This window comes from Paenibacillus jamilae, from assembly GCF_050482105.1.
GTDB classification, from domain to species: domain Bacteria; phylum Bacillota; class Bacilli; order Paenibacillales; family Paenibacillaceae; genus Paenibacillus; species Paenibacillus jamilae_B.
Genome location: NZ_JBCNHI010000044.1, coordinates 1 through 26331, shown reverse-complemented (window position 1 = coordinate 26331; position 26331 = coordinate 1). Strand labels below are relative to the sequence as shown.

Annotated in this window: 27 protein-coding genes; 7 read left to right on the top strand and 20 right to left on the bottom strand. The window is 39.5% G+C overall.

Features of this window, described 5'->3' with window-relative positions; translation table 11 throughout:
- Positions 1 to 119: 119 nt before the first annotated feature.
- From ABEW32_RS25915 to ABEW32_RS25890, 6 genes are all read right to left on the bottom strand, one after another.
- Positions 120 to 515 carry a cupin domain-containing protein gene (locus ABEW32_RS25915; protein ID WP_017426959.1) on the bottom strand — a complete coding sequence of 132 codons (396 nt, stop codon included), beginning with the start codon at positions 513 to 515 and terminating at the stop codon, positions 120 to 122.
- 31 nt (positions 516 to 546) lie between these two features.
- Positions 547 to 1293, bottom strand: a complete 747-nt coding sequence (locus tag ABEW32_RS25910; protein WP_430193139.1) for an SDR family oxidoreductase — start codon at positions 1291 to 1293, stop codon at positions 547 to 549.
- 78 nt (positions 1294 to 1371) lie between these two features.
- A complete protein-coding gene (locus ABEW32_RS25905; RefSeq protein WP_430193137.1) occupies positions 1372 to 2124 on the bottom strand; it encodes a carboxymuconolactone decarboxylase family protein in 753 nt (250 codons plus the stop codon).
- Between the two features lie 128 nt (positions 2125 to 2252).
- Complete coding sequence (locus ABEW32_RS25900) at positions 2253 to 2786, bottom strand: NAD(P)H-dependent oxidoreductase (protein WP_430193135.1); 534 nt, start codon at positions 2784 to 2786, stop codon at positions 2253 to 2255.
- A 70-nt stretch (positions 2787 to 2856) separates the two neighbouring features.
- Positions 2857 to 3069, bottom strand: coding sequence for a 4-oxalocrotonate tautomerase DmpI (gene dmpI, locus ABEW32_RS25895; RefSeq protein ID WP_430193133.1), 213 nt, complete (start codon positions 3067 to 3069; stop codon positions 2857 to 2859).
- A gap of 106 nt (positions 3070 to 3175) precedes the next feature.
- Positions 3176 to 4150, bottom strand: a complete 975-nt coding sequence (locus ABEW32_RS25890) for an aldo/keto reductase (RefSeq protein ID WP_430193131.1) — start codon at positions 4148 to 4150, stop codon at positions 3176 to 3178.
- Between the two features lie 218 nt (positions 4151 to 4368).
- On the opposite strand from ABEW32_RS25890, the gene ABEW32_RS25885 reads away from it, so the two are divergent.
- The gene (locus tag ABEW32_RS25885) at positions 4369 to 4914 is read left to right on the top strand and encodes a TetR/AcrR family transcriptional regulator (RefSeq protein ID WP_430193129.1); all 546 of its coding nucleotides are present in this window, start codon (positions 4369 to 4371) and stop codon (positions 4912 to 4914) included.
- A 304-nt stretch (positions 4915 to 5218) separates the two neighbouring features.
- On the opposite strand, the gene ABEW32_RS25880 is transcribed toward ABEW32_RS25885, so the two are convergent.
- The 4 genes from ABEW32_RS25880 to ABEW32_RS25865 all read right to left on the bottom strand — a co-directional run bounded on the left by ABEW32_RS25880 (position 5219) and on the right by ABEW32_RS25865 (position 11141).
- Positions 5219 to 6646, bottom strand: coding sequence for a 6-phospho-beta-glucosidase (locus tag ABEW32_RS25880; RefSeq protein WP_430193127.1), 1428 nt, complete (start codon positions 6644 to 6646; stop codon positions 5219 to 5221).
- 29 nt (positions 6647 to 6675) lie between these two features.
- On the bottom strand, positions 6676 to 8544 hold the full coding sequence (locus ABEW32_RS25875) for a beta-glucoside-specific PTS transporter subunit IIABC (RefSeq protein ID WP_430193125.1): 1869 nt from the start codon (positions 8542 to 8544) through the stop codon (positions 6676 to 6678).
- 188 nt (positions 8545 to 8732) lie between these two features.
- Positions 8733 to 9614, bottom strand: coding sequence for a LysR family transcriptional regulator (locus ABEW32_RS25870; protein WP_430193123.1), 882 nt, complete (start codon positions 9612 to 9614; stop codon positions 8733 to 8735).
- A gap of 309 nt (positions 9615 to 9923) precedes the next feature.
- Positions 9924 to 11141, bottom strand: a complete 1218-nt coding sequence (locus ABEW32_RS25865; RefSeq protein ID WP_430193121.1) for a multidrug effflux MFS transporter — start codon at positions 11139 to 11141, stop codon at positions 9924 to 9926.
- 537 nt (positions 11142 to 11678) lie between these two features.
- Between ABEW32_RS25865 and ABEW32_RS25860 the strand changes: the two genes are divergently transcribed.
- Entirely contained in the window at positions 11679 to 12230 is a 552-nt protein-coding gene (locus ABEW32_RS25860) for a TetR/AcrR family transcriptional regulator (protein WP_430193120.1), read from the top strand.
- A gap of 947 nt (positions 12231 to 13177) precedes the next feature.
- Here ABEW32_RS25860 and ABEW32_RS25855 read toward each other — a convergent pair.
- From ABEW32_RS25855 to ABEW32_RS25845, 3 genes are all read right to left on the bottom strand, one after another.
- Entirely contained in the window at positions 13178 to 14218 is a 1041-nt protein-coding gene (locus ABEW32_RS25855) for an NAD(P)-dependent alcohol dehydrogenase (RefSeq protein ID WP_430193118.1), read from the bottom strand.
- Between the two features lie 434 nt (positions 14219 to 14652).
- The gene (locus ABEW32_RS25850; RefSeq protein WP_430193116.1) at positions 14653 to 16050 is read right to left on the bottom strand and encodes a catalase; all 1398 of its coding nucleotides are present in this window, start codon (positions 16048 to 16050) and stop codon (positions 14653 to 14655) included.
- Between the two features lie 454 nt (positions 16051 to 16504).
- Positions 16505 to 16828: a hypothetical protein gene (locus ABEW32_RS25845; RefSeq protein ID WP_430193114.1), complete on the bottom strand. Its 324-nt coding sequence runs from the start codon at positions 16826 to 16828 to the stop codon at positions 16505 to 16507.
- Positions 16829 to 16909: 81 nt separating this feature from the next.
- On the opposite strand from ABEW32_RS25845, the gene ABEW32_RS25840 reads away from it, so the two are divergent.
- Complete coding sequence (locus ABEW32_RS25840; protein WP_430193113.1) at positions 16910 to 17524, top strand: GyrI-like domain-containing protein; 615 nt, start codon at positions 16910 to 16912, stop codon at positions 17522 to 17524.
- 175 nt (positions 17525 to 17699) lie between these two features.
- A complete protein-coding gene (locus ABEW32_RS25835) occupies positions 17700 to 18077 on the top strand; it encodes a GyrI-like domain-containing protein (protein ID WP_430193111.1) in 378 nt (125 codons plus the stop codon).
- Positions 18078 to 18146: 69 nt separating this feature from the next.
- Here the strand turns inward: ABEW32_RS25835 and ABEW32_RS25830 are convergent, their stop codons facing one another.
- The 3 genes from ABEW32_RS25830 to ABEW32_RS25820 form a co-directional block, all read right to left on the bottom strand.
- A complete protein-coding gene (locus ABEW32_RS25830; RefSeq protein ID WP_430193109.1) occupies positions 18147 to 19544 on the bottom strand; it encodes an MATE family efflux transporter in 1398 nt (465 codons plus the stop codon).
- Positions 19545 to 19743: 199 nt separating this feature from the next.
- The gene (locus ABEW32_RS25825) at positions 19744 to 20535 is read right to left on the bottom strand and encodes an HAD family hydrolase (protein WP_430193107.1); all 792 of its coding nucleotides are present in this window, start codon (positions 20533 to 20535) and stop codon (positions 19744 to 19746) included.
- Between the two features lie 24 nt (positions 20536 to 20559).
- Positions 20560 to 21180, bottom strand: a complete 621-nt coding sequence (locus tag ABEW32_RS25820) for a DapH/DapD/GlmU-related protein (protein ID WP_430193105.1) — start codon at positions 21178 to 21180, stop codon at positions 20560 to 20562.
- A 178-nt stretch (positions 21181 to 21358) separates the two neighbouring features.
- Here ABEW32_RS25820 and ABEW32_RS25815 point away from each other — a divergent pair, with 178 nt between their 5' ends.
- Complete coding sequence (locus ABEW32_RS25815) at positions 21359 to 22255, top strand: AraC family transcriptional regulator (RefSeq protein ID WP_430193103.1); 897 nt, start codon at positions 21359 to 21361, stop codon at positions 22253 to 22255.
- Positions 22256 to 22304: 49 nt separating this feature from the next.
- On the opposite strand, the gene ABEW32_RS25810 is transcribed toward ABEW32_RS25815, so the two are convergent.
- Complete coding sequence (locus tag ABEW32_RS25810; RefSeq protein ID WP_430193101.1) at positions 22305 to 22520, bottom strand: hypothetical protein; 216 nt, start codon at positions 22518 to 22520, stop codon at positions 22305 to 22307.
- Positions 22521 to 22975: 455 nt separating this feature from the next.
- Positions 22976 to 23845, bottom strand: coding sequence for an SDR family NAD(P)-dependent oxidoreductase (locus tag ABEW32_RS25805; RefSeq protein WP_430193099.1), 870 nt, complete (start codon positions 23843 to 23845; stop codon positions 22976 to 22978).
- Positions 23846 to 24207: 362 nt separating this feature from the next.
- Between ABEW32_RS25805 and ABEW32_RS25800 the strand changes: the two genes are divergently transcribed.
- Positions 24208 to 25113: a helix-turn-helix domain-containing protein gene (locus ABEW32_RS25800; RefSeq protein ID WP_430193097.1), complete on the top strand. Its 906-nt coding sequence runs from the start codon at positions 24208 to 24210 to the stop codon at positions 25111 to 25113.
- Between the two features lie 192 nt (positions 25114 to 25305).
- On the opposite strand, the gene ABEW32_RS26485 is transcribed toward ABEW32_RS25800, so the two are convergent.
- On the bottom strand, positions 25306 to 25425 hold the full coding sequence (locus tag ABEW32_RS26485) for a hypothetical protein (RefSeq protein WP_488168824.1): 120 nt from the start codon (positions 25423 to 25425) through the stop codon (positions 25306 to 25308).
- A gap of 62 nt (positions 25426 to 25487) precedes the next feature.
- Between ABEW32_RS26485 and ABEW32_RS25795 the strand changes: the two genes are divergently transcribed.
- Positions 25488 to 25631 carry a hypothetical protein gene (locus ABEW32_RS25795; protein ID WP_430193095.1) on the top strand — a complete coding sequence of 48 codons (144 nt, stop codon included), beginning with the start codon at positions 25488 to 25490 and terminating at the stop codon, positions 25629 to 25631.
- Positions 25632 to 25746: 115 nt separating this feature from the next.
- Here the strand turns inward: ABEW32_RS25795 and ABEW32_RS25790 are convergent.
- On the bottom strand, positions 25747 to 26331 hold a 585-nt coding region (locus ABEW32_RS25790; RefSeq protein ID WP_430193093.1), incomplete at its 5' end, for a condensation domain-containing protein.

The window sequence follows — 26331 nt, the reverse complement described above, 5'->3', positions numbered from 1 at the left end:
TAAGCCTTGTAGCCAGGGTTCGCCTTCCGTAAAGGCAGAGATTGCTGCTTCAATCGCAAAAAAGCTTCTATATAAACGGCGGCATTAACGGCTGCCGATTATATGTGTTAATTCATTTACTATAGCTTAATATATTCTTCATCCAGTACGGGTTCTAACCAATCTGTTTGTCCTGGTGTAAGAGCTAAGTGAACAAACCAGCTATCCTTTGTAGCCCCATGCCAATGTTTAATGTTCGCTGGAATGTTTACCACATCGCCTGTTTTGAGTAATTGAGCTGGCTTTCCTTCTTCTTGATACCACCCCTCACCGCCAGTAACTAACAACACTTGCCCGGTATGATGAGAGTGCCAGTTATTACGGGCACCGGGAGCAAAGGTTACATTCCCGATTGCTGTATTGAGTGGTGCTGGATCGGTAAACACCATTTGTAAGTATGCGTCTCCGATAAAGTTTTTTTCGACTTTTTGCCCCAATGGGAAGAGTGTGCTATGGCTTAAGTGCTCGTTCTTCATTTTTCATCTCTACTTTCTTATATTTTTAACGTTATCCAACTTGAGCTGTTGGTCGAATGATCATCTCATTAATGCCCACATCCGATGGTTGTTCGATGGCAAAGGTAATGGCACGTGCAATGCTGTCTGCATCGATTGCTATCTTGTAAAAATCATCCAAGTCCGCTTTCATTGCCGGATCTGTTGTCGTCTCCAGCAGTTCGCTGGTCACAGCCCCCGGCGAAATATTGGTCACACGAATATTTGTACCACTCATCGCTTCTTCTTGACGCAAGCCTTCAGAGATTGCTCTTACGGCATGTTTGGTGCCACAATAAACTGTCCCGCCTGGGTAGATGTTGTGTCCAGCCACGGATGAAAGGTTAATAATATGACCTGATTTCCGTTCTCTCATAGATGGAAGGACTGCCCCGATTGCGTACAATACCCCTTTGATATTGACATCGATCATTCGGTCCCATTCATCAACCTTTTTCAAAGCAAGAAAAGCCTGCGGCATGATTCCAGCATTATTGACTAAAACATCGATTTTTCCAAACTCGTTAAGCGCATATGCAGCAAGATCCTCCATTTGTTGGTGTGAACTTACATCCGTCACTTTATATATAGCTTGTCCGCCGCTTTGTTCAATTTCATCTTGTAGCTTCTTTAACCGGTCTTCGCGGCGAGCGGCAAGAACCAATTTTGCACCTTTGGATGCCAGTTCTTTTGCAGCTGCTTCTCCAATGCCGCTGGACGCCCCTGTAATAATAACTACTTTTTCTTGAATATTTGACATTCTAGATAAACACCCTTTCCTACTTTAGGTATACTTTCATCTATAAAAAAATCTATTTCTTGGCTTAATTTTCTCCTGCTATTCTGGAATGATTTCATTCACACAACTCAAAGCATTTAATGTTCTCGGAAAACCCATATAAGGAAGGCAATGAGTGATGGCGGTGATCATGATATCCTTGTCATTGCCTACATTCAGGTTGCCTTGCACATGTGCCTTGACTTGATTTTCACAACCGCCGAGACTACTTACGATACAGAGGGTCAGCAACTCCCGTGTTTTCAAATCAAGGCCTCCACGAGTATAGAAGTCACCAAAACAGAAGGCAGAAAGATAGTCCTGTATATGCTTTTGATTGTATGGAACATTCCCCCTGTTCTTTTCAATGATATCGCCAAAGATTTTTACCTGCACTGCAAGGCCCTTGTCTAACCGATTCTCTTCTTCAACCTGCTTTTGACTTTCGAGAGGTAACTCGATATTTCTGGATTGGAAAACCTCATTAATCTCCGCGATGGCATTTAGCGTTTTAGGGAATCCTAAATAAGGCGCACATTGGTAAATGGCCTCTTTGATTTCTACCGGTGTCAGCCCAACGTTCAGAGCAGCATGAGCATGTGCCTTGAGCTGAGGTAACGTTTGGTTCGCTACAAGCACCACTAGAGTGATAAGCTCACGTTGTTTATCGTCCAACGTACCTTGATAAAAAACTTCTCCAAAAATAAAACGGCTCAGGATGTCCTGAAAATCAGGATCAGTAGCGTATGCTGCTGGCACTCCATCACCAAATAGCTGATTAAACGTTTCTTGGCTCTTTTCAATTCGGTTCATAACTATGCCTCCTGCTTGTTTTTTTGCGGATGAATAAGACCCGCCGAAAGAATGACGATAATTGCGACGTGGTAACCTCCAATTCCCGACTCTATGATGAAGCCGACAGGCTTAGAATCACCATTCTTCTAGGCAAGTTCAGGGTTCAACGCATAAGCCACATAGTCCTTGGCACTTTGCTCTAGTTCTTCGTCTGACAGGTGTTGCATTACACCGTACAAGATATATGGTGTCAAATAGCGTGTTCCAATCAAGTTACTGGTTGCTTGAAGAGGTCGCAGCAGCTCGGAAACGGTGTATTTAAAATTACCGTCTGGTAAATAGTTTTCTTTAGCAGCGCCGGTAGAAACGGCAATCAGCAGCTCTTTTCCGTGCAGCTTATCCCCTTTGCTTCCAAATGCCCAGCCATGAGTTAGGACTACATCCTCCCATTTTTTCAACAATGAAGGCGTACTGTACCAGTAGAATGGGAATTGCAAAACGATGCGATCATGCTGCTCCAATAGGCTCTTCTCGGCTTCGACATCGATCTTCTCATTCGGGTATGCCTCATAAACACGGTGAATTGTAACACCAGCTTGTTTCTCCATTTCTTCCGTTAAGCGACGATGAACACGGGAAGCAGTTAAATCAGGGTGAAAAACAAGAACGAGTATTTTCATTTTAAATTTTCTCCATCCAAGAATATTTTTTTCTATCTTAATTGTTTAAATGGATACCAAGTTAATTATTTTACTCTTCACTTTTCAGTGGATTATTTACAGCTTTGTCTGCTAAAATCCGTCCTGCAACACCTATATTATCTAGTTCATTTTCCCTTACGAAAACAAAGAATGCTTGTTCAGGTATATTCATGATAGTTGAAGCTGATGTGGTAAGTTCTTTTACTAACTTTCTTTTTTGTTCTTTAGTTAATTTAGCTGATTCAATTGTAATTACAGGCATAATTTATTCTCCTATATTGTGAACTTAAGTCCACTTACTTCGAGAAGACACCAATACTCATATTTATCTTTTGTCAAAGCAGTCGTGGACTCCAATTTATATGAATTTAAAAATGACCAACGATTCGATGCGGTACATACGGTTCTTCCAAAAACGCAATTTCTTCAGCTGTTAAGTGAATAGATAGAGCAGCTTCTGCATCTTCGAGTTGGGATATTTTTGTAGCACCGACAATAGGAGCGGTTAGCGGTTCTTTATGCAGAAGCCACGCAAGTGCGATGTGAACCCGGCGAACACCATGTTTCTCTGCCAAACTCGCAACCCGGTTAACCACCAATTGATCCGCATCTGTTGTTGCATCATATTTTTGTTTTGCAATTTCATCAGTTTCGGCACGATGTGTTGTTGTCTCCCGCGCCAACCTTCCTCCTGCGAGCGGGCTATAAGGAATGACCCCGATTTTTTCTTCCTTACAAAGTGGGAGCATCTCTCGTTCCTCTTCACGGTAAATGAGATTTAAATGATTCTGCATTGATACAAATCGGGTCCACCCATTTTTCTCAGCTACATGTAAAGCTTTCTGAAACTGCCATGCCCACATAGCAGAGGCTCCGATGTATCTTGCCTTACCAGCCTTGACTATGTCGTGCAGTGCTTCCATCGTCTCTTCGATGGGCGTGTTGTAATCCCAACGATGAATTTGATACAAATCGACGTAGTCGGTTCTCAATCTCTTAAGGCTTTTATCGATTTCGCTCATGATTGCCTTGCGGGAAAGCCCGGCTCCATTGGGTCCTGGATGCATTCGTCCATGTATTTTAGTTGCGATGACAATCTCATCACGGTTCGTATAATCCTTTAATGCACCTCCAATTATTTCCTCACTTGTCCCGTCAGCGTACACGTTTGCAGTATCAAAAAAATTGATTCCAAGCTCCAGAGCTTTTTTTATGATTGGACGAGCACGTTCCCCATCAAGCACCCATCGATGATGACCTTTTTCTGCGTCTCCGAAGCCCATACAACCAAGACAAATCCGGGATACATCCAAGCCGGTATTTCCAAGTTTCGTATAATCCATTTCATGGTTCCTCCCTTTCTTATCCTTAAAAATTATCAAGATCGAACATAATACTTCTAATAACTCCGAACAAAAAATGAACATTGATTGTTTAATCAACTTACGTTTATAATTCTAAACGGAAACAAAATGCTTGCAATAATCAATTTCTCTCGATGTGTAGGTTACTCAACAAATTATTAATAATTGCCGATTATCTCAGTAAGGGGAATTTAAAAATGACTAAAGTGGACAGAAGGGTACTCAAATCTCAAGAAGCCATAAAGAAAGCAATACTTGAACTGATGACTGAAAAAAACTTTGATGACATTACAATTCGAGATATTTCAGACAGGGCAAATGTTAATCGAGGAACAATCTATCTCCATTACATGGATAAATTTGATTTGCTAGATAAGATAATTGAAGAACATATAAACAATCTCCGTGAACTTTGCCACTCAGCATCTGAAATGAGTTTCCAAGAAGGAAATTATGTCTGGTTCGAATACTTTGCAGACAATCATTTGTTCTTTTCAACCATGCTAAACACGAAAAGTTCAGCTTATTTTCGTAGTCAATTCCTTGATTTAGTCGTCCAGGAGTACAAGGTTGAAGTCGATGTAACAGAAGGAAAAAATCAAGGCTTAAGTGAAGATGTTATTCTTCAATTTTTTGGGGCCGCAGTCGTGGGGATCGTAGAATGGTGGTTCAGGAATGGAATGTCAGTCCCCCCTCGTGTTATGGCAGAACAAACTGGGATATTGTTAGACAGAAATTTTTAACTCGCATTCCCAACAAATCTAGTAAATCGAGTAATTGCTTGTACCGAGGTTATTTAAACAAAATTCTCATCCTAATTTCGTGATGAGGGTAGGGTTTTGAATACTGTTCTCGCATTCGGGACTTGAACATTAAAGATAACGCCTATACCCGGCACAGTACCGAAAACATGAAGCGGCACCCGCTCCATGTTTTCGTACTTAAATCCTTATTTTTATTTCCTATTGGGAACACGATCCCGAATAACAAGAAAATGCTTACCACAAGAAGAACTTGCCTCATGCTTGTTCTTATTAATTGGCGGACTTAATCTAAATCTTCTCCATTGCTGCTAATTACTTTCTTATACCAATTAAAGGATTTTTTTCTACTACGGCTCAACGTACCATTTCCCTGGTCATCTTTATCAACGTAGATGAAACCATATCTTTTGTTCATTTCTCCAGAGCTTGAGCTTACTAAATCAATACACCCCCAGGTTGTATATCCTAACAACTCTACGCCATCTTCTTTTACAGCAGCTTTAAATGCTCGGATATGTTCCCGAATATACTCGATTCTGTAATCATCCGAGATCCATCCATTTTCATCAGGCTTGTCCGCGGCTCCCAACCCATTTTCGACAATAAATAATGGTTTTTGATAGCGATCATACAATGCATTTAATGTAATTCTCAGCCCGAGGGGGTCAATTTGCCATCCCCATTCACTTCTTTTTAGATGGGGATTTCGTAATGTCGGAAATAGATTGGCAGCGGTTTGAGTATTAACTGCTGGGTCAGCACTTGTTAATCGCGAACCATAGTAACTAAATGAAACGAAGTCAACGGTATTATTTTTCAGAAGGTCTTCATCACCATCTTCCATTTTTAGATGTATATTCATCCTTTCGAACATTTTTTTAGCATAATTCGGGTATTCACCACGAGATTGTACATCCACAAAGAAGTAATGCTCGCGATCCCTTGTCATGGCTTTCCATACGTCTTCGGGAGCGCAAGTATAGGGATAAGTGCTGGCCCCCGCCAACATACATCCTATCTTGAATTCGGAATTTATTTTGCGTGCAATTTCAGTTGCTTTAGCACTCGCGACCAATTGGTGATGAGCTGCCTGATACTTCACAGCTTCTTCATTTTCATCTTCTTCAAACACCAACCCTGAACTCCCGAAGGGTAGGTGTAATAACATATTGATTTCATTGAAAGTTAGCCAATACTTTACTTTATCTTTGTAGCGAGTGAACAGTGTTTGACATAGTCTTTCATAATAATCAACCATTTTACGGCTTCTCCAAGAACCGATCGTTTTTACCAAATGCATCGGCACATCAAAATGAGTGATCGTTACTAAAGGCTCTATATTATATTTTAAACACTCATCAAAAACATCATCATAGAACTTCAAGCCTTCTTCGTTGGGTAATGTATCATCCCCATTGGGATAGATTCGTGTCCATGCGATAGATAAACGAAAGCATTTGAAACCCATTTCTGCAAATAAAGCAATGTCTTCCTTATAATTATGATAAAAGTCGATGGCTTCATGGCTCGGATAGAAATGCTCATCATCACATTCCATCATTTTCATCTTGCCTTTCATTACAGAAACGCGGTCCTTTCCTGCGGGTATAACATCGACGGTTGACAATCCCTTATTCCCTTCCAAATATCCACCTTCACATTGGTTTGCAGCAGTTGCTCCTCCCCATAAAAAGTCTTTGACTAAAGTCATTTATAATCCACTCCTTAAATTTGATATGGTTACACTATTAGGACTAACAACTCATTGTTAAAATCAGTGACTGTACTACTGTTATTAGTTAGCACATCAGCATAACTGTAAGTATTCGTAACGATCACCGGGGTCTGAGTAACATATCCTTCCTCTCTGATTTTCTCCAAATCAAACGTGATTAGTGTCTGTCCCTTCGTAATTCTCTGACCCTCTTCAACATGAGCATCAAAGTACTTCCCATTCAGTTTAACGGTGTTCAATCCTATATGAATGAGTATTTCAACCCCATCATCGGAGAGTAAACCGATTGCGTGCTTCTTGGGAAACAACGAAACAATTTTCCCATCAAAAGGAGCGACCACTTTTCCTTCGCTTGGCTCAATGGCAACTCCTTTTCCCATTGCTTCTGTGGAGAAGGCCGCATCTTGAACATCCTTCAATGGAATCATTTCTCCTTTGATAGGACTTGTAATAACCGTATTTTTAAGTGTGATGATTTTATCGTTTGTGGTGACTTTATTCTGCTCAGACGTTTCTTTCTCATATTTTAAGGTTAGAAAATAGGTAAGCACTGCAGTTATAACCGTCGTAATTAATAATGCGATGAGTATATTATAGAAATTCCAAATGTTTTCTCCAATATAAAGCGGAATAGCTGGAAGCCCTGATGAACCTGTTGCATAACGTGAAACTTCCATAACCCCTGCGTAAAGCCCGCCAGCAGCGGAGCCAATCATAGCCGCAACAAGAGGATATTTTTTAGGTAAATTAACACCGTAAAGTGCTGCTTCTGTAATTCCCATTAAGCCTGTAATTCCACTTGTAGTGGAGATTTGCTTGGATACTGTATCCTTTGTTCTCCAACTGACAATCAACGCGGCTACACCCTGCGAAATATTGGATATCATGGCTCCAGGTCCAATGATATTTTCATATCCCAATGTCGTGATTTGAGCTAATGATAACGGAACGATACTGTGATGAAGTCCAAACATAACAAGGATTGGCCAGAAGGTTGCAATAATGAAAATGACTACCCATGCTCCGTGCGATCCCAAAAAATCAAATCCCATTGCCAAATATGTTCCGAAGAAAGAACCTAACGGTCCTAGTGCGGTTAAGGAAATAAATCCAACAACCAGAATGGTAAACATCGGAACAAAAATAATTTTTACAGCGTTAGGAATGATTCTTTTAAAGAATGGTTCAATGTAGGATTGCGCCCACACGGTTAATAGAATCGGAACAACCGATGAACTGTAAGCAACAAGTGTCAATGGAATATTGAAAACGCTAACATTATTACCCGCAGTTCTCAATAGATCCAGATTCGGATGAAGCAATATCCCAGCCAACACAAGTGCTAGTACAGGGCTGCATTTTAATTTGTTTGCAGCCGAATATGCTAATAAAAAGGGTAAGAAATAAAAAATGGCATCCGACATGAAATTGATTACATAGTACGTTTGTGATGCTTTTGAAACTACATTAAATAAGATCAGCAAAGCCAATAGCGCTTTTATCATTCCTGCGCCTGCAATAGCCGGAACGATTGGACTGAATGTACCTGAAATAAAATCGATTAATTTACCAAAAACGCTTACATTTTTTTCATTAGATAATTTATCATCTATATTTTCTGCATGTTTTATATATTTGACCACTTCCTCATATACTTCTTCAACATGGGTGCCAATAACCACCTGAAATTGTCCGCCGCTTTCAATCGCATCAATCACGCCATCCAAAGCTTTAATAGCGTCTTGATCGGCTTTTTTATTTTGGTTTAGTGCGAATCTAAGCCTTGTCATACAATGAGTTAGTGTTGATACATTTTCGCTACCACCAATCTTCTCTACAATATCCTGAGCTAATTTTTCATATTTTTTGCTCATTTGAAAATGCCCCCTCTTCTTGTTGCTGAACAATGAATTACGCCTTTTATTTATTAAACATAAACAACTTTTCCCGCTAAAAATAAAAAAAGTTATTTATCGGTAATATTTAAAGGCTTCATTCAAGCTGCACCTTTAAGATATCACTAGATAAATAACCTTATCCAATACCTATAATCTATGTTTTATTATGCTTGTGAGGCATACTTGATTAATTGAATTAAGTGAGAAGTAGCCTGGTTAAAAATCTTGTGTTTCTTCCAAACAATAACACAATTAAATTTGAGTTCTGGAAAAAATGGTCTGAAGCAAAGATGTTTTGAACCTGTCATCGCAAGAGCACCTTCAATACAAATAGCAGTTCCCATACCATTATCCACAAAATTAATTATGTTAGAAATTAAGTTGTATGTGGCTAGAACATGTATATTTTCATATTCATCAGCAAACCAATTAGCAATTTCATTTTGTACTGTTGGACGACTAGAAAGAAGTAAAGGAACTCCAACAAGATCATTGGGTGTAACATATTCTTTTTGTGCAAGAGGCGATGAAGCCTGTGTTAGAATTCCCCATCGTTCCTTTTTAGGCAATCTGATAAAATCATATTTTTCAATATTTATGGGCTCTAATAAAATCCCAACTTCAAGTAATCCTTTGTCTATTTTTTCCTTTATATCATCCCCTGTTCCGCTATAAATATAATAATTAACCTGTGGATACTCTTCATGAAAAGCTTTTAATGTTTGAAATAAATAATGCGATGTTAGTGATTCGACGCTTCCTATAGAGATAGTTCCTCCAACCAGATTATTTTGATCTTTGAATTCTCTCTCTGTTTTATCCGCAATCGTTAGGATTTCTTCTGCCCTTTGACGTAAAAGCATGCCAGCATCCGTTAATGACACCTTTTTTTTTCCCCGAATAAGCAGTTGAGTTCCTAAATTTTTTTCTAAATCAGCCAATTGTCTGCTTAATGTCGGCTGTGTTACATGTAGTACATTTGCTGCATGTGTAATACTTTCCAAACGAGCAACTGTAAGAAAATAACGAAGCACTCTTAACTCCATGTTTCCCCCTGTTGATAATATGTGCTTGAGAATAGATTCAATATGTCTAGTAATTAACTTATCGCCTTAAATACAGTTCTTTCAGTTTAATTTTTCACATACTTCTCTGCCATTATAACCATTAATCAGTTCTATATGCATATGATTATATGTGGAATTGAATCAATATATGGGAAAGATTTGGGTATTGTTACGTGAACATAGTATTGTTGGGTTTGAGCATTTTGCATTTTTACCTCGATACCAAGATAAAAGAAGCTCCGATAATGCTGGGGCCTCGTATAGATCTTAATGTTCGCTAGCGATTAGTTAAGTATTGGATTTGGTGCCGGATAATTTTTTTATCCCTTTAACCAGAATGAGATAAGTAATTATAGATAATAAACTTGTAGAAAAAATAACAATTCCAAAAGGTATAGCAGAATTTTCGCCTGCAATTCCCACAAGTGGAGACGTAATGGCACCTAATGCGAATTGTAAGGTGCCGAGCACGGCGGACGCGCTCCCTGCAATATGCCCCTGCGATTCCATTGCTAATGTAAAAGAGATGGGGCCAATGATCCCAATGGATAACGCGAATAAGAAGATCGAAATAAACATAGCTGATAGTACTCCATGTACTAGTACTATAAATAAGACTGCTGCAGAAGATATAAACGCTAGTATTATCCCGATCAAAAACAATCGACCTTCCGTTACCCGGCCTGCGAGTAGTTTGACGAATTGAGATCCCAAGATAATAGCAAGGCCATTCAACGCAAAGAGGATTGAAAACAGTTGCGGCGACACGCCGTATATGTTTTGATAAATAAATGGGGTACCTGCAACATAGGCAAAAACACCTGCGAACAATATGCCATTGACTAGAGCATACCCCATAAAAGACCGCTTTCGGAATAAGCTATTATAATTTTTCATCAACACACGGGGACTGCCTGAAATACGTTGTTGTACAGGTAAGCTTTCCTTTAACCCCCATATGGTTATCCCTGTTAACCCAATGCCTAGCACCCCTAAAAATATAAATACACCTAACCAAGAGCTGTATGACATAACCGTACTTCCAGCCGTAGGGGAAATTAACGGTGCCACATTGCTTATCATTGTCAGCAACGATATAAACTTAGTCATTTCAATCCCACTAAACCGATCCCGAACAATAGCGCGCGAAATAACAAGTCCAGCGGACGCAGCAACCCCTTGTATAAATCTTAAAGATATAAACCATCCTATGCTTGGTGCAAAAGCGCATCCAATAGAGGAAAAGATATATAGTATCATAGAAATCAACAAAGGCTGGCGTCTTCCATAAATGTCGCTTAAAGGTCCCATTATCAACTGTCCTAGCCCTAATCCTAACAGACTAGTGGTTAAACTCGCTTGAACCGCAGTTGCGCTTGTTCCAAAAAAAATAGCGATTTGCGGAAGTGATGCAAGATACATATCGACGGTAAACGGCCCCAACGCCGAAAATACTGCCAATATTAGAGCAAAACCGAGAGAATTTTTTTTGGTCTTATACTTCATTCTTTTAACTCCTATGATTGTTTAAATGCTTTCTTTAAGTTAACGCATTTGCTTTAGATGATGGTTTTATTACCCGGTGACATTATATCCATCCAATATACAAAGGGTTTTGATAAATTTCATAAGATAATACCTTGTAAAAGTTAGGAAAACAGTTGGGAACTTCGGCTGAGTAGATTTCATGAGATCCCCCCCTTTTTTTCCTCATCCAAGTCTTCTTCAAAGTTTGAGATAAAACTATATAACCTCCAATGAATAGATTTTTTATCAGTTAGCTATTTAGAAATTAGTAATTATTATCCTCACCTCTTTATTAAAAACCAAGTGAACACCCCTCTTTTTTAAATATTTAAGTTCTCCTCTTAGGTAAGTAAGCCACGGAGAGCGAATAAACAAAACTGGTTGTTTAATCAACTTATGTCTATTATTATAAAATAAGAAACCTAAGTTCAATGGTTAAAAAAGCGCAATTTGTTGAAATAGCAACATCATTGCGAAAATTGTTCATTATTTTTTTAATCAGGGGGAAAAGACAAGATGATTAAAGTGGATCGGAGAATCCTAAAAACGCAAGAATCCTTAAAAAAAGCCGTTATTGAACTGATGGCTGTAAAAAACTTCGATGACATTACCATTCAAGACATTGCAAACAAGGCAAACGTAAACCGCGGTACAATTTATCTTCATTATCAGGACAAATATGATTTATTAGATCAAATCATGGAAACACACATTAATGAACTAAAAGAAATGGATACGTGGGCATGTCAGATGGAGTGGACTGATGCTCTTGTTCCATATTTCGAGTACTTTGAGAAAAATTATTTACTTTTTTCAACCATGCTAGCTGCATCAAAAGGTGCACCTTCATCTTTTAGAACGCGGCTACTTGCTTATTTCATGGAAGGATTCAAAGGGGAGATTGACAAAGAAAGCGGGAAAAATACGGAATTAACTGAAGATGTAATTTTGCAATATGCAGGGACTGCTTATGTAGGGGTCATTGAATGGTGGATTCGAAATGGAATGCCCTATTCACCGCAAGTCATGGCCACGCAAGTTGGCACCTTGCTAGAAAGAAGTTTTTAATCGGTAATTGTATTCTGTAAAGTAAATGGACTTTTCCCTTTTCAATAAAGGTCACAGTATACAACGAAACACCAAAGCAACGGCAGCCGATCGACTGCCGCTTCTGCATGTTTTTTCATTTTTTATTAGAGTTTTTATATTCTTCCTCGGTTACGTTTATCATCCCAGTCTAGGTACTAAATATACAATTCTAACTATCCTTCGTGCCTCATGCCAATATTTTAATTTACTCTTCGGTAATGCATATTTTTGCCCTGCAGCTCCTCCCTTGCCCGATGACCTAATATCAAAATATGAGAACTGATCGGGGAGAGATAAGGAACAACAGCACGCTTGGAGCTTTTCTGTCATAACATGCAACTTTGTATCAATTTCCAGTATTGTAGCGCCCATACCAGAAGTTGCACCAGTGACTATTGCCACTTACTTTTTAATCGATTTACCATTATAACCCCCTATTTTTTTGTTGATTGTTCCCAATTAGATAATAAGGATACTAAACTTTACGTCTCAGACTCATCATAAATATAAACTCGTTTATTCATCACCATGAACTTTGATCTTGTGACCCTGTGACCCTATCTCATTAATACTCTTGCTTTAAATAAATTGCGTAATATCAGCAGCAAAACCTTGAGCTTCAATTCCTATATTTTTCAATTGCTCAGTATACTTGTCAAGTTTCTCTTATATTCTTGAAATCATAGCAATACGAAATCCGTGTTTACCAAACGTCTTAGCCAGGGAAATTCCTAATCCGTGGCCCGCACCAACGATAGCTAATGTCTCAACTTAGACCACTTCTTTTTTTAAAATAAAATTATGGATGCTTTACTAGTTACTTATTTATGATTGAAAAAAGCAGACGATCAGTAATTCGTCCGCTCTATTTTTTCAAATCATTGATTTGTAGGAATTTGACCTACGTAGTTTCTTCTGGGTACGATTTAAAAGGTGGATGTATCAATAACAAATCGATATCGTACATCATTTCGGATAAGTCGCTCAAAAGCCTCGTTAATTTGATTCGTGTGAATCACCTCAATTTCAGGAACAATGCCATGCTCTGCGGAGAAATCAAGCATTTCTTGGGTTTCACGAAGATCGCCTCCAGGCGTTGCTGCAATTCTTCGACGACCCATAAGTAGACTCAGAGTATTAAACTGATTCGGTTTTCCGGAATCACCAATAATAACAAATGTACCATTAATATTAAGCATGGATACGTATGCATCCAAATTAAGACTTGCAGAAGTCGTATTGAAGATGACATCAAATTGACTAGCTAACGTTGTGAATGTTTCTGGATCGTTGGTTGCATAGTAATGAGCAGCTCCAAAACTTAACGCATCACTTTTCTTATCCATTGTCTGGCTCAGGGCCGTGACTTCTGCTCCTAATGCATGGGCATATTTGATAGCCAGGTGACCAATACCTCCGATACCGACGATCGCTACTTTTTTGCCTGGACCTACTCCCCAGTGTTTTAAAGGATAGTAAGCCGTTGCTCCTGCACAGAGTAATGGACTGGCAACATCTAATCCCAAATTATCTGGAATTCGAAGAACATATTTTTGCCTTACCACAATTTTTTGACTATAACTACCATAGGTAATGTTCCCATCGTAATCTACGGAGTTATACATCATGACCATACCTTTTTTACAGAACATATTCTCACCCTGTAGACAGTTCTCGCACTCTCCACAGGAGTTCACCAGAGGTCCTACCCCAACTCGGTCACCGACAGAAAACTCAGTTACTTCAGATCCGATTGCTTCTACAATTCCTGTCATTTCATGACCGGGAACCATTGGATATTGAGAATAACCTGAATCATTATGGACCATATGGATATCGGTGTGGCAAACACCGCTATACTTAATGTCGATTAAAACGTCATCAGGGCGTAGTTCCCTCCGTTCAATCATGGTCCGTTCAAAAGGTGCATTCGCACTGGGAACACTTAATGCATGAACTTTACACATCTTTGTTATACCCCTTTCATAAAAACGTGTCCAACTTCAGACTTAAGGTACAGCAAGTTAATTTATCTAAGGTTGTCTGTTGGATACTCATAGTTTAAAACTTCAACGATTTGGTTAACATAGTCTGATTACAGACAAAGTTGTCTCAATTACTGATTATTAGGTCCAGTAAAGAAGAATACAAAAGACCCTCCAACTTCAAGGAAGCAGAAGGGTTCATCATTTCAAATAATTTCAGTATCCAAAACAAATCGCGATATGGCCTAATTTCAGTTGATTATCCAATTGGCAATAGCACAATGTTCTTATTCCTCTACACTCCCATCGGAACACATGTCTGTTAAAGAACAAGAATTTGTACCGATAAAATAAAAAAGCCGCTAAAATAGCGACTTCAATGGGAATATGTTCTTGTTCTCCGATAATTGCGTAACTCATCCCTTCTTTGGTGCGGCGATTTGACGTGAAATCCTTTCGGCTAATGTTGCATCAGCCTGGAATAAATAGCCCAACACCACCCTCTGAATTTCATGAGAAGCCGCTGATAAGTCATCAGCGAGGTTCTGAACAAGATGATTCTGCTGAACTTGTGTGAGGGATTGGTAGAATTGTCCCGCTTGCGTGAAATTATCGGCCTTCGGGATATCGGATCGAACGAGCCGGCCGGCTACATAGCGCCCTGTCCCACTCGTTACCTGTTCAGTCGGCGACCAGTTTGCTTGATGGTTAATCGGAATTTTGCGGAAATCCGCTCCAAGGCGATGCCGCTGTGAATCCCAATAAATATTGCTGCGGCCTTGCAGCATTTTATCATCGGACAGCTCGGCACCATCCAGAAGATTTGACGGGGAGAATGCCAGCTTCTCGATCTGCTCCTGATAATTAGTAGGGTTCGTATCCAATACGAGTCGCCCAACTGGAAACAGCGGGAAGTGACGCACATCCCACACTTTCGTGTCATCCAGCGGATCGAACGACAGCGTCGCCTCATTCTGCGGGTCCATCAACTGCACATACAGCCCGTATTGGACTGGTGTACCTTTGGCAATCGAGTCATACAGATCTTTACCCGAATAATCCGGGTTCTCGCAGGCCAAGCGAGCCGCTTCTTGTGCATCGATATATTGCTCTCCAGCCAACGGAATCCAGCGATATTTGACGTAGATGCGGACGTTCTGTTTATTTTTCCAAACATAGGTGTTAACACTGTGTCCTGGCGTATGGCGGAGACTCTTGACCGTCCCTTCATCCGAGTACAGACGTACAACGAAATGGGTTGCCTCAGGCGCTGTAGCAACGAAACCCCAGAATCGATTCGGATCGATGAGATTGTTAACTGGTGATGGCAGGAAAGCACGAATTGACTCAGGGAACCGGATCGGGTCTCTTACGAGGAACACAGGGATATGATTACAGAGCAGGTCGAAAACGCCTTGCTCGGTATAAAATTTAGTCGAGAATCCACGCACGTTGCGGGATGTATCTGGTGTCCCTTTGTTGCTGACCGCAAGTGAGAAACGAACTGTAACGGGTACCCGTTGTCCCGGCTGCTGCAAGAAGCACAGATTCGTATAAACGGCCATCGAGTGAAGGGTTTCAAAATAACCCAAGGCACCAAACCCCTTCACGTGGACCGGACGCTCTAATATCTTTTCGTGGACAAAGGTTTCAAGTGTTTCATGCAGCATGCTGTCCTGCTCCAGAATTGGTCCCCGTTCCCCTACCGTCTGTGAATGGTGTTCCAGCGACTGCTTAGCATTCCATTGTGATTGAGCACTGCCTCCCTGCCAGCTTCGAGCGTTTGCCTGATTGTTAGCTTTGTTGCCGTCCATTGATCCCCTCCTATCCCTACATTCTCGGGGATATATATGCTTTGGCTAAGTACGGTTATGACAGCATGTCAAATTCGGTGGTCGTGTTCCAAACTTACCCACCTACATTAAGAAATCCGTAGATGCCAGCCTCTATAGCCTGGGACTGGATTACATTGATCTCTATTAGTTTAGGTTCAGAAGCTTTTGGTCTGGATTTAGCGTTTTCATGATTTTCTCCAGTTGGTACTGAATGTGATTCCTATCAATCAACATTCAATCGGCAATGACACAATGCTTCTTATCCGCGACAAAAAACCGTCAATCTTTATTCAGATCAACGGTTTTTCAAGAAGTTAAACTCTTAAATTTCACTACATCCATCCGACGGCTGTAAGGACTGCAAACTCTTTCGTTCATATAATAAGATTCGTACTTACAGTGTCTACAATGTTCAAATATCCGTTACCCCTCTTTACATATATTGCATCCAAACGTGGGGATCGTTGTAAACTCCAACATTATGACTTAAATCAATTTGAACAGGTTGTGATGCTCCTTTAATCACGTATACGCCACTCTCTGGAAAATGCATACCAGTCCATTCCTCCCATTGTTCCACAGTATCTGTTACTGTGAAAGCATTATCGAAGGGTTTAATTATTTTTGCCCCTAATCTCCAGTGTGTCCGAATCCACGGGTCGAACGGCTCCCCATCCTCACGTTTCCAATGAATATAATTCTCCGTTTTCGCCAATGGATAATTCACCTTAAAACTGAGACGAGCTGGCACAATCATTTGCTCAAAACCTCTTTCAAGCGCACTTACCGTCAACTTGGACGTGCCTATTTAATTACAGAATTGCGGAGTATTGGAGTATTGTTAGAGGATATCAAAGACTATTGTGATAAAAGGACACCTGAAAGAATGCTTGAGCTATTCAGTGCAAAAGAAAAAGATATAGAAAAAGAAATTGCCAGACTAAATGAAATCCAGAGTGTTATGCGTCTTTATTCGAATTTAGTTAAAGAAACTAAGGAAGATGACATTCATAATATTGTGATAAAAGAGTTGCCGGAAAAAGAAATATTTGTGGGGCCTCTATTAGATACAATAACTGCTAAAAACTATAATGATGCTAATATCGAATTTTATAAATTTAGCCTGCAGCATGGTCTGGACTTAATCTATCCTTTTGGTGTTATCGTATCCAAAGATACCTTGTTAAAAAATGATTATTCAAATATCCTGCAATGCTTCTTTTCAGTACCTTATAAAGGAAATGATATAAGGCCTGCTGGACATTATTTAATCGGTCATATGTTTGGAGCCTATGGTCAATCTGCCCCACTCTTTGAAAAATTGCTTAACTATATCAAAGAAAATAACTTAATCATTTGCGGTAATGCCTATGAAGAATATCCACTTAATGAAATGACAACGGTAAATGATGAGGAGTTTTTAATTCGTGTAATGATAAGAATTAAATATTAACTCAAAGCGCCGTAAAGATCTAACTTACGGTGTTTTTTTTCGCAGAAGTCCCCCCTATAAATGCTCTCCATTCGGCTGAATTCCCTAGTAGCCAAACAAATTCTTAGGGCTCGTCCCATCATATCCAGATTGGCCTTGCTTGCAATTCAATACACGCATAACTAGAGATGAGGAAATGGATTATACCATCAAAAAGCTACATCAGAAGCACAAAAGTCATATTCTGGATTTTGGCAATCAACTGTACGGGGCATCTGTGCTGAATCTTGGCATGAGAGATGTTTTCAACTCCGTCTTCTTTATTTTTTCTCCGGATGAAGCAGGAAAGATCGACTACGATTTCGTCCTGCCTGCTGGCGATTATTTGTCGTTCTATTACCAAGGGAATTATCGCCAAAGCTATGAAAAAATTTTAGAAGTCATAGACCATGCCCGCGGGAACGGTCTTCGCCTATTAGGAGACCCTTTCGAAATTTATGAAATCGATAATCGCGATACGATCATTACAGAACAATTCTTAACCGAAATCCAAGTGAGGATCGCCACGGTGTGAGAATTATTCATTACTGATTCACCTATTTGAGAAGTCATTCGTTGCGAACGCCAATACAAAAGACTTCTTTTATCCTGCTTTGGCAAAATTTCTTGTTATATTCTTCAGCCATTTAAATTGACGATACCGCATTAAGGCAGCTGGCAGCTTAACTATTTCATCCAAGCTGATTACAGCATATAGTGCAATAGGTGATAAATTCCACACAAAAGCGCTGATGTAACTTAACGGCAAAATAATGCCCCACATTACTATCGTATCGCACCAGAAGCCAAATTTGGAATCTCCTCCTGCGACGAATAAACCAGCAATGGTCGTCGCGTTCATCGACTTGGCAATACAATAATAAACGCATATATAAATCATGCCATGAAGATATTCTTGTGCGTTTGGATTCAACTCAACCGCATAGAACACCAGCGGTTTCATTAATAAAATTAGTCCGCCGGATAGTATGCCAAAAATCAATGCGTACCAGATCATCCGACTTCCGGCCCTTTTCGCCGTCTCAATTTCATTGTTGCCTAAATACTTCCCTACAAGCACCGAGCCCCCAGTGGCAATGCCTCCACATAATACAACAGCCAAATTTTTTAACACTGACGCAACGGAATTGGCTGCGACCATATCAGCATTTACATGTCCAATAATTGCAGCTGTTGCAGTCAGGGCGCCGCCCCACACGATATAGTTGCCTTGCACAGGCGTTGTATATTTTAAATAATCCTTAAGCAATTTACGCTGAACACCATCACGCACAGGCCATTGAAAGCGAATTGTCCTACGTGTAATGGAATAAATAAAGCACCACCCCAGTTCAAAGAAACGAGCAACAACTGTTGCAAGCGCAACTGCCGTTATCGCTTTTTCTGGCACGTCTGGGAAAAACACAAATATACATAGTGCATTTAATAGAATATTTAAAAGTAAGCCTGAAGAACTAATCAAGGCGCTCAATCTTGCATTTTCCATACTTCTTATCACACCGAGAAACATTTGAGTGAGGCCCATTGCTAGGTAGGAAAAGGAAATCGTATGAAGAAAATTCGCACCGTATCTAATCAATTCTTCGTCCTTCGTAAAAAAGCGCATTAATTGTTCCGAAAATGCCAAGGAAACCGCGAAAAAGATCAGAGAGATCATAACGGCAAACACGCAGGCGATGCTGAGAACTCTTTGTATCGTTTGCAGGTCCTTCTTACCCCAGTATTGAGCGGCAAGAATACCTGCTCCCGCTGACATTCCCATGTAAAACAAGGTCAGAACAAAAGTGATTTGTCCTGCCAGCGATACAGCCGACATTGCAGATTGACCTACCACCCCCAACATTACAACATCGGCCGAGACTGCAGTTGCTGCTATAAGGTTCTGCAATGCGATAGGAATGACCAGGTATACAAGCTCCCGATTGAACGTACGATTAAAATTAGTGTCTACTGTATTTACCAGCTTTACATGTTTATTCACACTAACCCCTGCTTTCAACATCTAATTCTTTAAGGATTTCATAAGAAAAGACACCTTTCTTGATAGAGACAGAGGGTGTCCTTTCTTTATGTCTTACACAAGCTTAAATTCGGTCCAACTTATTTTAAGTCCCTTTTTCACCAGCTCAAGTTTCAGCTCATAATATCCTATTTCAAACGCAAAATTTCACTCTGGGGGGTTATTCCTGCAAAGACAACATATGAATAATTGTTTTCATTACCGCATCGTCATCATTAGATCCTGTAATGTAATTTGCAGCGTCTTTAAGTTCAGGGACAGCATTTCGAACAGCAAAACTGAAAGCAGCACGAACAAGAAGCTCCAAGTCATTGTATCCGTCTCCAAACGCCATGGTCTCTTCCGGTGTTATATTTAATAGATGCTGTAAGTATTCTACAGTTGTACCTTTATGAACATTCACGTTAGCGATATCAATCCAAGCAGCCTCAGACGCTACAATGTACGCTGATTCAAAAAAGCCAGATAATTTCTTATGTGTTTCGAAGCATTGAAGTGCCGAGTCATAAACTGTAATTTTAACAAAATCCTCTTTGATTTCCTTGAAGTCAGCAACTTGTCTAACCTGAGCGTAAGATCTTCTGACAATATCGGTGGGTACAGTGTCTTTTATGACTGCGCCGTTCCTTGTACATGCAATGATGATATGATCCAGGCTGATTTCCTCTAGTAATCGAATAATTTCGAGTCCAAGCTTATTGCTTAACAGATTTTCATAAACAAATTCTCCGTTGTGCTTAATACGAGTTGCGCTATCTCCCAAAATCCAAAGATCATTTGCGTCATCTTCAAATAATTCTTCAACCCGCTCACACTGCTTGCCAGTAACCGGGGCAAAGATAACCCCTTGTTTCTGCATTATCTTTTTTACATCCTTATATAACTCTCTGTTAAAATCACCGTTATTGTTCAAAAATGTTCCATCCATATCAGTAAGCACTAATTTAATCATTTCAATTTCCCCTCATCCGGTGTATTATCTCAATTTAGCTTCTTCATCTAGGTCTTCTTTAGTGATTTCTCTATCTTTATAATAATATTTTTGGTCATGTTCATTAATCGTGCGCATTACTTTGCAAGGATTGCCGACGGCCACGGAGTTCGCTGGGATATCTTTGGTTACTACACTACCGGCACCAACAACAGTGTTTTCACCGATGGTGACGCCTGGACAGATTGTGACATTTGCTCCGATCCAACAATTGTTCTCGATCTTCACAGGATCTGCGAACATATATGCTCGATAATCCGGGTGAAGCGGATGTCCTACAGTAGCAATTGTTACAGCAGGTCCGAACATCACATTTTTGCCAATAATAATCTTCGTATCGTCAACAAAATTGCAATTGAAATTAATGTAAGTTCCTTCACCAATTTCAATGTTTGTTCCATAGCAAAAGTAGAAAGGCGGTTCAATCCACGCATTTATTTTTTTGCCAAATATTTCAGACATAAGCTGGGCGCGCTTATCTAAGGCATCTGGTCCCGTTGAATTGAAGGCAAGCATTCTTTTTTTCGCCTGGATTCTGTCTTCAGGCAGACCTTCACAATAATCAGTAAATAACTTTCCAGAAGCAATTCGTTCTCTCATAGTCATATTTTTTTCTCCTTATAAAGCCAAAATTTTAGCTAACTACGTTATGGTAGCTTAATCAGTTGCTTCAACATCTACTTTCTTAGAAGTTATCAAAATTGTATTCTCTCATTGTGGTTTTATCCACCGAAATCGAATATAATTTTATCAAAATCGTATTTTCTTTAAGGGAGATGTAACTATGAATGTAAAGCTGGAAGTATTCTCCGACTTATCGGAAGAATTAAATTACAATCTTCCCGATTTCCCACTTTACGTACGAAAAGGATCACTAAATCAATTTGATAAATATGCTGCTGCGTGCCACTGGCATCCAGACTTAGAATTCATCTTAGTGCTGAATGGAGAGATGGAGTACTTTGTGAATGGAGAAATTGTGAATATTGTACAAGGAAATGGCTTTTTCGTTAATAGCAGACGCCTTCACTACGGTTTTTCTTCTAAGAAAATCAATTGTTCATTCATCGTCATAGCAATACATCCCGCACTATTTGGAGAAAACACATATTTGGGCAAAACATACTTTGAAGAAAAGTTCGGTTCAAATACCGAGGACTACATTTTAATTACTCAGCAAAGTAATTGGGAGAAAGATATCCTACTTGCTTTAGATCAAACTTATAAGGAAATGAACAGCACTTCATATAACCCACTACGACTTCTCTCTTTGGCTGCAGAACTTTGTGCGACCATCAGTGATCATATACAAAAGGTTCCTGGGCAAGCTAACGATAACCATTCGTGGGTTACCCTTAGGAATATGACTGGATTTATTCATCATCACTATGATTCAAAAATAACGCTCGATGAAATTGCTGCTGCTGGGTCTATCTGCCGAAGCAAATGTTGCGAGTTATTTGACAAATATACAGGGAAAACGCCTAACTCGTATTTAGTGCGTTATCGCATTCAGAAGAGCTGTGAGATGCTGACAGAAACTAATAGATCTATTAGTGAAATTGCGATAAGATGCGGATTTCAAAGTGGGAGTTACTTTTCATATGTTTTTCGTAATGAAATAGGCCTGACGCCACTGAACTATAGAAAAAATATCCGGATGCTATCTTCTTCAAATTAAGATTGTGGAATTAAAAAATACTCATTTTACTAACGTCGATAATGTCCAACTATCTATGCCCAGAAGCGACAGCGATTTTTTTATTTCCATCACGGTTGCATTCATCAACATTCATATACATGTAATCCTCACTACTATACACATTAAATTTTTTGGATTGACGCTTAGCCAATTTCTCAAACCAAGCAGCACTAATCAAGGCACGAAGCAAAAAATATAAGCAGGTTACAAAAATAATGCCAATTAACATAATTTGAAGAAACATATAATTTCCCTCCTAATAATAAAAGATGAATTGAATACAAAAAAATTCATTTTTACATTTTCACGTCTTGCTTCCTCTTTACTTTAAGAATAGTATATTTTGCATCATGTTTATCTCAAAATCGGCTTTAATTTTATCAATATCGTATGTTGACTTAAAAATATTATTCGTGGAGTAAATCGTCGGAAGTGAAATTATTTAACCTCTCTAAAATAAAAACAACCGACTAAGAGCAGCCGGTTGTTTTGGTTAGATAGGCATTTGGGACATAAATAGTGATATATGCTGTCCATACAGAGTAAGCTCTGACACCACCATTTTCCCCAAAATATAATTCCCTACCCAAAATAAATTAGCTAAAATAAGGAACATATATATTTTTCTCTGTTTCATTATTTATCGCTTCTTTCCTGCTAGATTGTATTTTGGGGAATTTATACATTTACCTCTTAACACTAATTGTTCAGATATGGGCTAATAACCTTCTGACAGTAGTCCCAAATTTTTATTTCGTTCTCTATAGAATAATATTTATCCTGCGCTTTTTCCTCTTTCATGTTGCCAAAAAATTTCCCAGTAACATTTTCTACTTCTTGGGATGTGGCCAAATAAACAGTGGTAGCGGCTCCTTTTTCAGGTGTACTCATGAATGGAAGTGCCAACTTAAATACCATATTATTGATAAAGCCTTTGTCGTTGTCTTGGCCAAATCTGGTGGCAACAGCACCAGGATGTAACACGTTCGCAGTTATATTTTTCAGTCCCCTTCTCTTTAGTTCAGCTGACCAGTGTCTTGTGATCCAAATCGTATACAATTTGGAGGATGCATATGCCCTGGAAGATGAATAGTTATTTTCGAACTGCAAATTATTGAAATCCGGCTTTTTTGCAATTTTGTGCGTTCCAGAGGACGTGTTAATAATCCTTCCGGACGGACTCTTTGCAAGAACATCTAATAATAACTCTGTTAAAAGCAACGGGGAGAATACATTAAGTGCCATTGTTTTTTCAAGACCCTCTTTTGTTAATTCCCTCTCCTTGCTAAAAATTGCACCTGCATTGTTAACCAGTACATCTAGCCGATCGTACTTCTGCTTAAAATCTTCAGCCATACGTTTGACCTCATCAAAAGAAAACAAATCACCTGTTATGTTGTCTACCTTATCGTTTCCTGTTTCAGCTTTTATTTCTTCACATACTTTCTGAGCTTTGTTTTGGTTTCGTCCATGAATAATTACAGCGTGCCCCTGCTTTGCCATGGCCTTGGCCGCAACTTTTCCAATCCCGTCAGTAGCTCCAGTAATGAGAATATATTTTGTTGTCATCGTAATTCTCCTTTTTATTCAAGTAATATTCCAGTCATAAACATTCAAGGTAAATGCGCCCCAGTGAACCGGAAGCAAAGCTCCGCCTCACTAAGTCGAATATAAATATGCGTATCATACACAAACTGTATTTAGGACGGGATCAACTTTACACTTATATTTATAATGCAGCGGGCTTGATTCGGTACATATCCAGGTTACTGATGATATTGTCCAGATTACTGATAAATAGTTCCGTAATTAAAGCAAGTTTATCGTGGATTAAACTATGTCATACTTGAAATTAAGAAGGTATGATGAGGAGAATCTTTTTATTTTTCAAATATGCGATGACTTATTTTTGTTCATAAGGAGGGCGAATAATGTTAACGGTTGATTCAATATCTGAATTACATGAATTGCTCGGATACAATAAACCTAAACATCCATTAATTACTGCGATGAATTTTGAAAGTGCTGATCCATCTAAAACCATGTTCAACACTGAGGTCATGTTGAATTTTTATGTAATATCTCTAAAAAGTGGTACTCAGTGTGATTTTAAATATGGCAGGCAAAACTATGATTTTCGTGAAGGCAGCCTTGTTTTTACTGCTCCTGGTCAAATCATGACTAGTGAAGGTGATTATACACCCGAGAATTTGAACGGCTGGATGCTTTGTGTTCATCCTGATATGATCAGAGGAAGCTCGCTATGGTCAAAAATGTCTGAATACAGCTTTTTCGAATATGAAGCAAATGAAGCCTTGCATCTCTCTGAACAGGAGCGAGAGACGATAGAACGTATTGTGAAGAACATTGAGGATGAATACAGTAAGAATATAGACCTTTACACGAAAGAATTAGTTGTGTCCAACCTGGAATTACTCTTAAACTACGCTAAACGCTTTTATGGCAGGCAATTTATCACTAGAGCAGTTGCTTATAAAGACGCAGTCACCAAGTTTAAAGAGCTTTTGAATGAACAGTGTACAGTGGATATTATTGAAAAATCAGGAATGCCAAGTGTAAAAGGCCTTGCTCAAGCAATGGGGTATTCACCTAATTATCTTTCGGACATGCTAAAAAAAGAAACTGGTAGAACAGCTCAGGATTTTATCAAATCCCGGATGCTGGAACTTGCAGAAAACTTACTTTTGACGACTAAAGAGCCTATTCATCAAATTGCTGAGAAGCTTGGATTTGAACAGCCTTCTAGCTTCACAAAATTTATAAAGACCCAATTAGGTATGAGTCCGATAGATTTCAGAAAACAGCATTTGGTATAAACAATAAAAGGGCCTGTCTCCATGTTCATCTCGGGGCAGGTTCTTTTGCACTAAACATATTCTTTAGGCTCCATGATTTTTAAATCTGTTCCAAAACTAGCCAAAAATCGGAAATCAATGACGTTTTGAGGTACATCTATTTTAGCGATTAGGAATTCAGAATTAGATGTGAGATTAATGCTTTAATTGAGATTAATTTCGGTTGGTAATGTCGTCTAGGCGTTTGTAATGAAGCTGGCATGGCTCGACCAATCTATTCGTCTTCAATCCATTTCGATCTTTATAGTCGAAGGAAAGTAACCTTCCTTGCACGATTGCCTGCTGACAAGCCTTTAAGATTTGGGCAATTTCAGAGCAACCTTCCCATTCATAAAATGACAGATGAATTGAGTGAATTTATCGTATGCACTCCAACCAAGCAGCCTATTCGAACGTTACTTAAAATAAAAAAAGCCGCTATTATAGCGACTTTGAATGGAACAATGTTCTTGTCCTGCGACACTGCTGTAACGACGTAAGGAGAATTGATCGTTGCTATATCGTAAAAAAACACTTTGCAGGCAAGGACAGTCGGACAAGCCGCTGTCCTCTGCACATGCAAAGTGAAATCGTTGTACTTTAGAAAAATGATATTTAGAAAATAAAGTCGATAGTATCTGGCGAGAATCCTTCTGGCTGCTCGCTTGTGTTCACCTGAATATCGCTTAATAGCAAATCTGGATTGGCTCCAACCTGTGTCAGGATCGCTATCAAATCTCCGGTTAACCGCTCAATAGCGTCTGCGCCAAACAGCTTTGTGCAATACTCAAAGGAACCCTTGATTTGCCCCTCTTCATCACTCATAGATAAGGTCAAATCGAATTTGGCGGTCCTGTGTTCCTTAACATATGGACTGAAGGACAGTGTTTTAAGCTTCGCTTCCTGTGACTCCATATTTTCCAGTACAAACACAGTGTCAAACAATGGATTACGGCTGGCATCCCGAGTTACATCCAGCTTTTCCACCAGCTCTTCCAGCGGATAATCCTGATGCTCGAAGGCTTGCAGCGTACGATCTCGGGTTTCCAGCAGGTAGCTGTGGAACGTTTGATTGCCCTGCGGCTGATGCCGGATGGCTAGTGTATTGACGAACATACCGATCAGTGGCTCCAGCTCAGGTAACAAGCGGCCGGCGACTGGCGTACCGATGATTAAGTCGTCCTGACCGCTGTATTTGGA

Coding starts and splice junctions, on each gene's coding strand:
- ABEW32_RS25900 (WP_430193135.1), bottom strand. CDS start 2,786: ATGAAAATACTCGTTCTTGTTTTTCACCCTGATTTAACTGCTTCCCGT.
- ABEW32_RS25880 (WP_430193127.1), bottom strand. CDS start 6,646: ATGACTTTAGTCAAAGACTTTTTATGGGGAGGAGCAACTGCTGCAAAC.
- ABEW32_RS25825 (WP_430193107.1), bottom strand. CDS start 20,535: ATGATTAAATTAGTGCTTACTGATATGGATGGAACATTTTTGAACAAT.
- ABEW32_RS25800 (WP_430193097.1), top strand. CDS start 24,208: ATGTTAACGGTTGATTCAATATCTGAATTACATGAATTGCTCGGATAC.
- ABEW32_RS25855 (WP_430193118.1), bottom strand. CDS start 14,218: ATGTGTAAAGTTCATGCATTAAGTGTTCCCAGTGCGAATGCACCTTTT.
- ABEW32_RS25885 (WP_430193129.1), top strand. CDS start 4,369: ATGACTAAAGTGGACAGAAGGGTACTCAAATCTCAAGAAGCCATAAAG.
- ABEW32_RS25795 (WP_430193095.1), top strand. CDS start 25,488: ATGACAGATGAATTGAGTGAATTTATCGTATGCACTCCAACCAAGCAG.
- ABEW32_RS25890 (WP_430193131.1), bottom strand. CDS start 4,150: ATGGATTATACGAAACTTGGAAATACCGGCTTGGATGTATCCCGGATT.
- ABEW32_RS25875 (WP_430193125.1), bottom strand. CDS start 8,544: ATGAGCAAAAAATATGAAAAATTAGCTCAGGATATTGTAGAGAAGATT.
- ABEW32_RS25915 (WP_017426959.1), bottom strand. CDS start 515: ATGAAGAACGAGCACTTAAGCCATAGCACACTCTTCCCATTGGGGCAA.
- ABEW32_RS25850 (WP_430193116.1), bottom strand. CDS start 16,050: ATGGACGGCAACAAAGCTAACAATCAGGCAAACGCTCGAAGCTGGCAG.
- ABEW32_RS25805 (WP_430193099.1), bottom strand. CDS start 23,845: ATGACAACAAAATATATTCTCATTACTGGAGCTACTGACGGGATTGGA.
- ABEW32_RS25810 (WP_430193101.1), bottom strand. CDS start 22,520: ATGTTTCTTCAAATTATGTTAATTGGCATTATTTTTGTAACCTGCTTA.
- ABEW32_RS25835 (WP_430193111.1), top strand. CDS start 17,700: ATGGATTATACCATCAAAAAGCTACATCAGAAGCACAAAAGTCATATT.
- ABEW32_RS25910 (WP_430193139.1), bottom strand. CDS start 1,293: ATGTCAAATATTCAAGAAAAAGTAGTTATTATTACAGGGGCGTCCAGC.
- ABEW32_RS25815 (WP_430193103.1), top strand. CDS start 21,359: ATGAATGTAAAGCTGGAAGTATTCTCCGACTTATCGGAAGAATTAAAT.
- ABEW32_RS25905 (WP_430193137.1), bottom strand. CDS start 2,124: ATGAACCGAATTGAAAAGAGCCAAGAAACGTTTAATCAGCTATTTGGT.
- ABEW32_RS25865 (WP_430193121.1), bottom strand. CDS start 11,141: ATGAAGTATAAGACCAAAAAAAATTCTCTCGGTTTTGCTCTAATATTG.
- ABEW32_RS25860 (WP_430193120.1), top strand. CDS start 11,679: ATGATTAAAGTGGATCGGAGAATCCTAAAAACGCAAGAATCCTTAAAA.
- ABEW32_RS25820 (WP_430193105.1), bottom strand. CDS start 21,180: ATGACTATGAGAGAACGAATTGCTTCTGGAAAGTTATTTACTGATTAT.
- dmpI (WP_430193133.1), bottom strand. CDS start 3,069: ATGCCTGTAATTACAATTGAATCAGCTAAATTAACTAAAGAACAAAAA.
- ABEW32_RS25870 (WP_430193123.1), bottom strand. CDS start 9,614: ATGGAGTTAAGAGTGCTTCGTTATTTTCTTACAGTTGCTCGTTTGGAA.
- ABEW32_RS25845 (WP_430193114.1), bottom strand. CDS start 16,828: ATGATTGTGCCAGCTCGTCTCAGTTTTAAGGTGAATTATCCATTGGCG.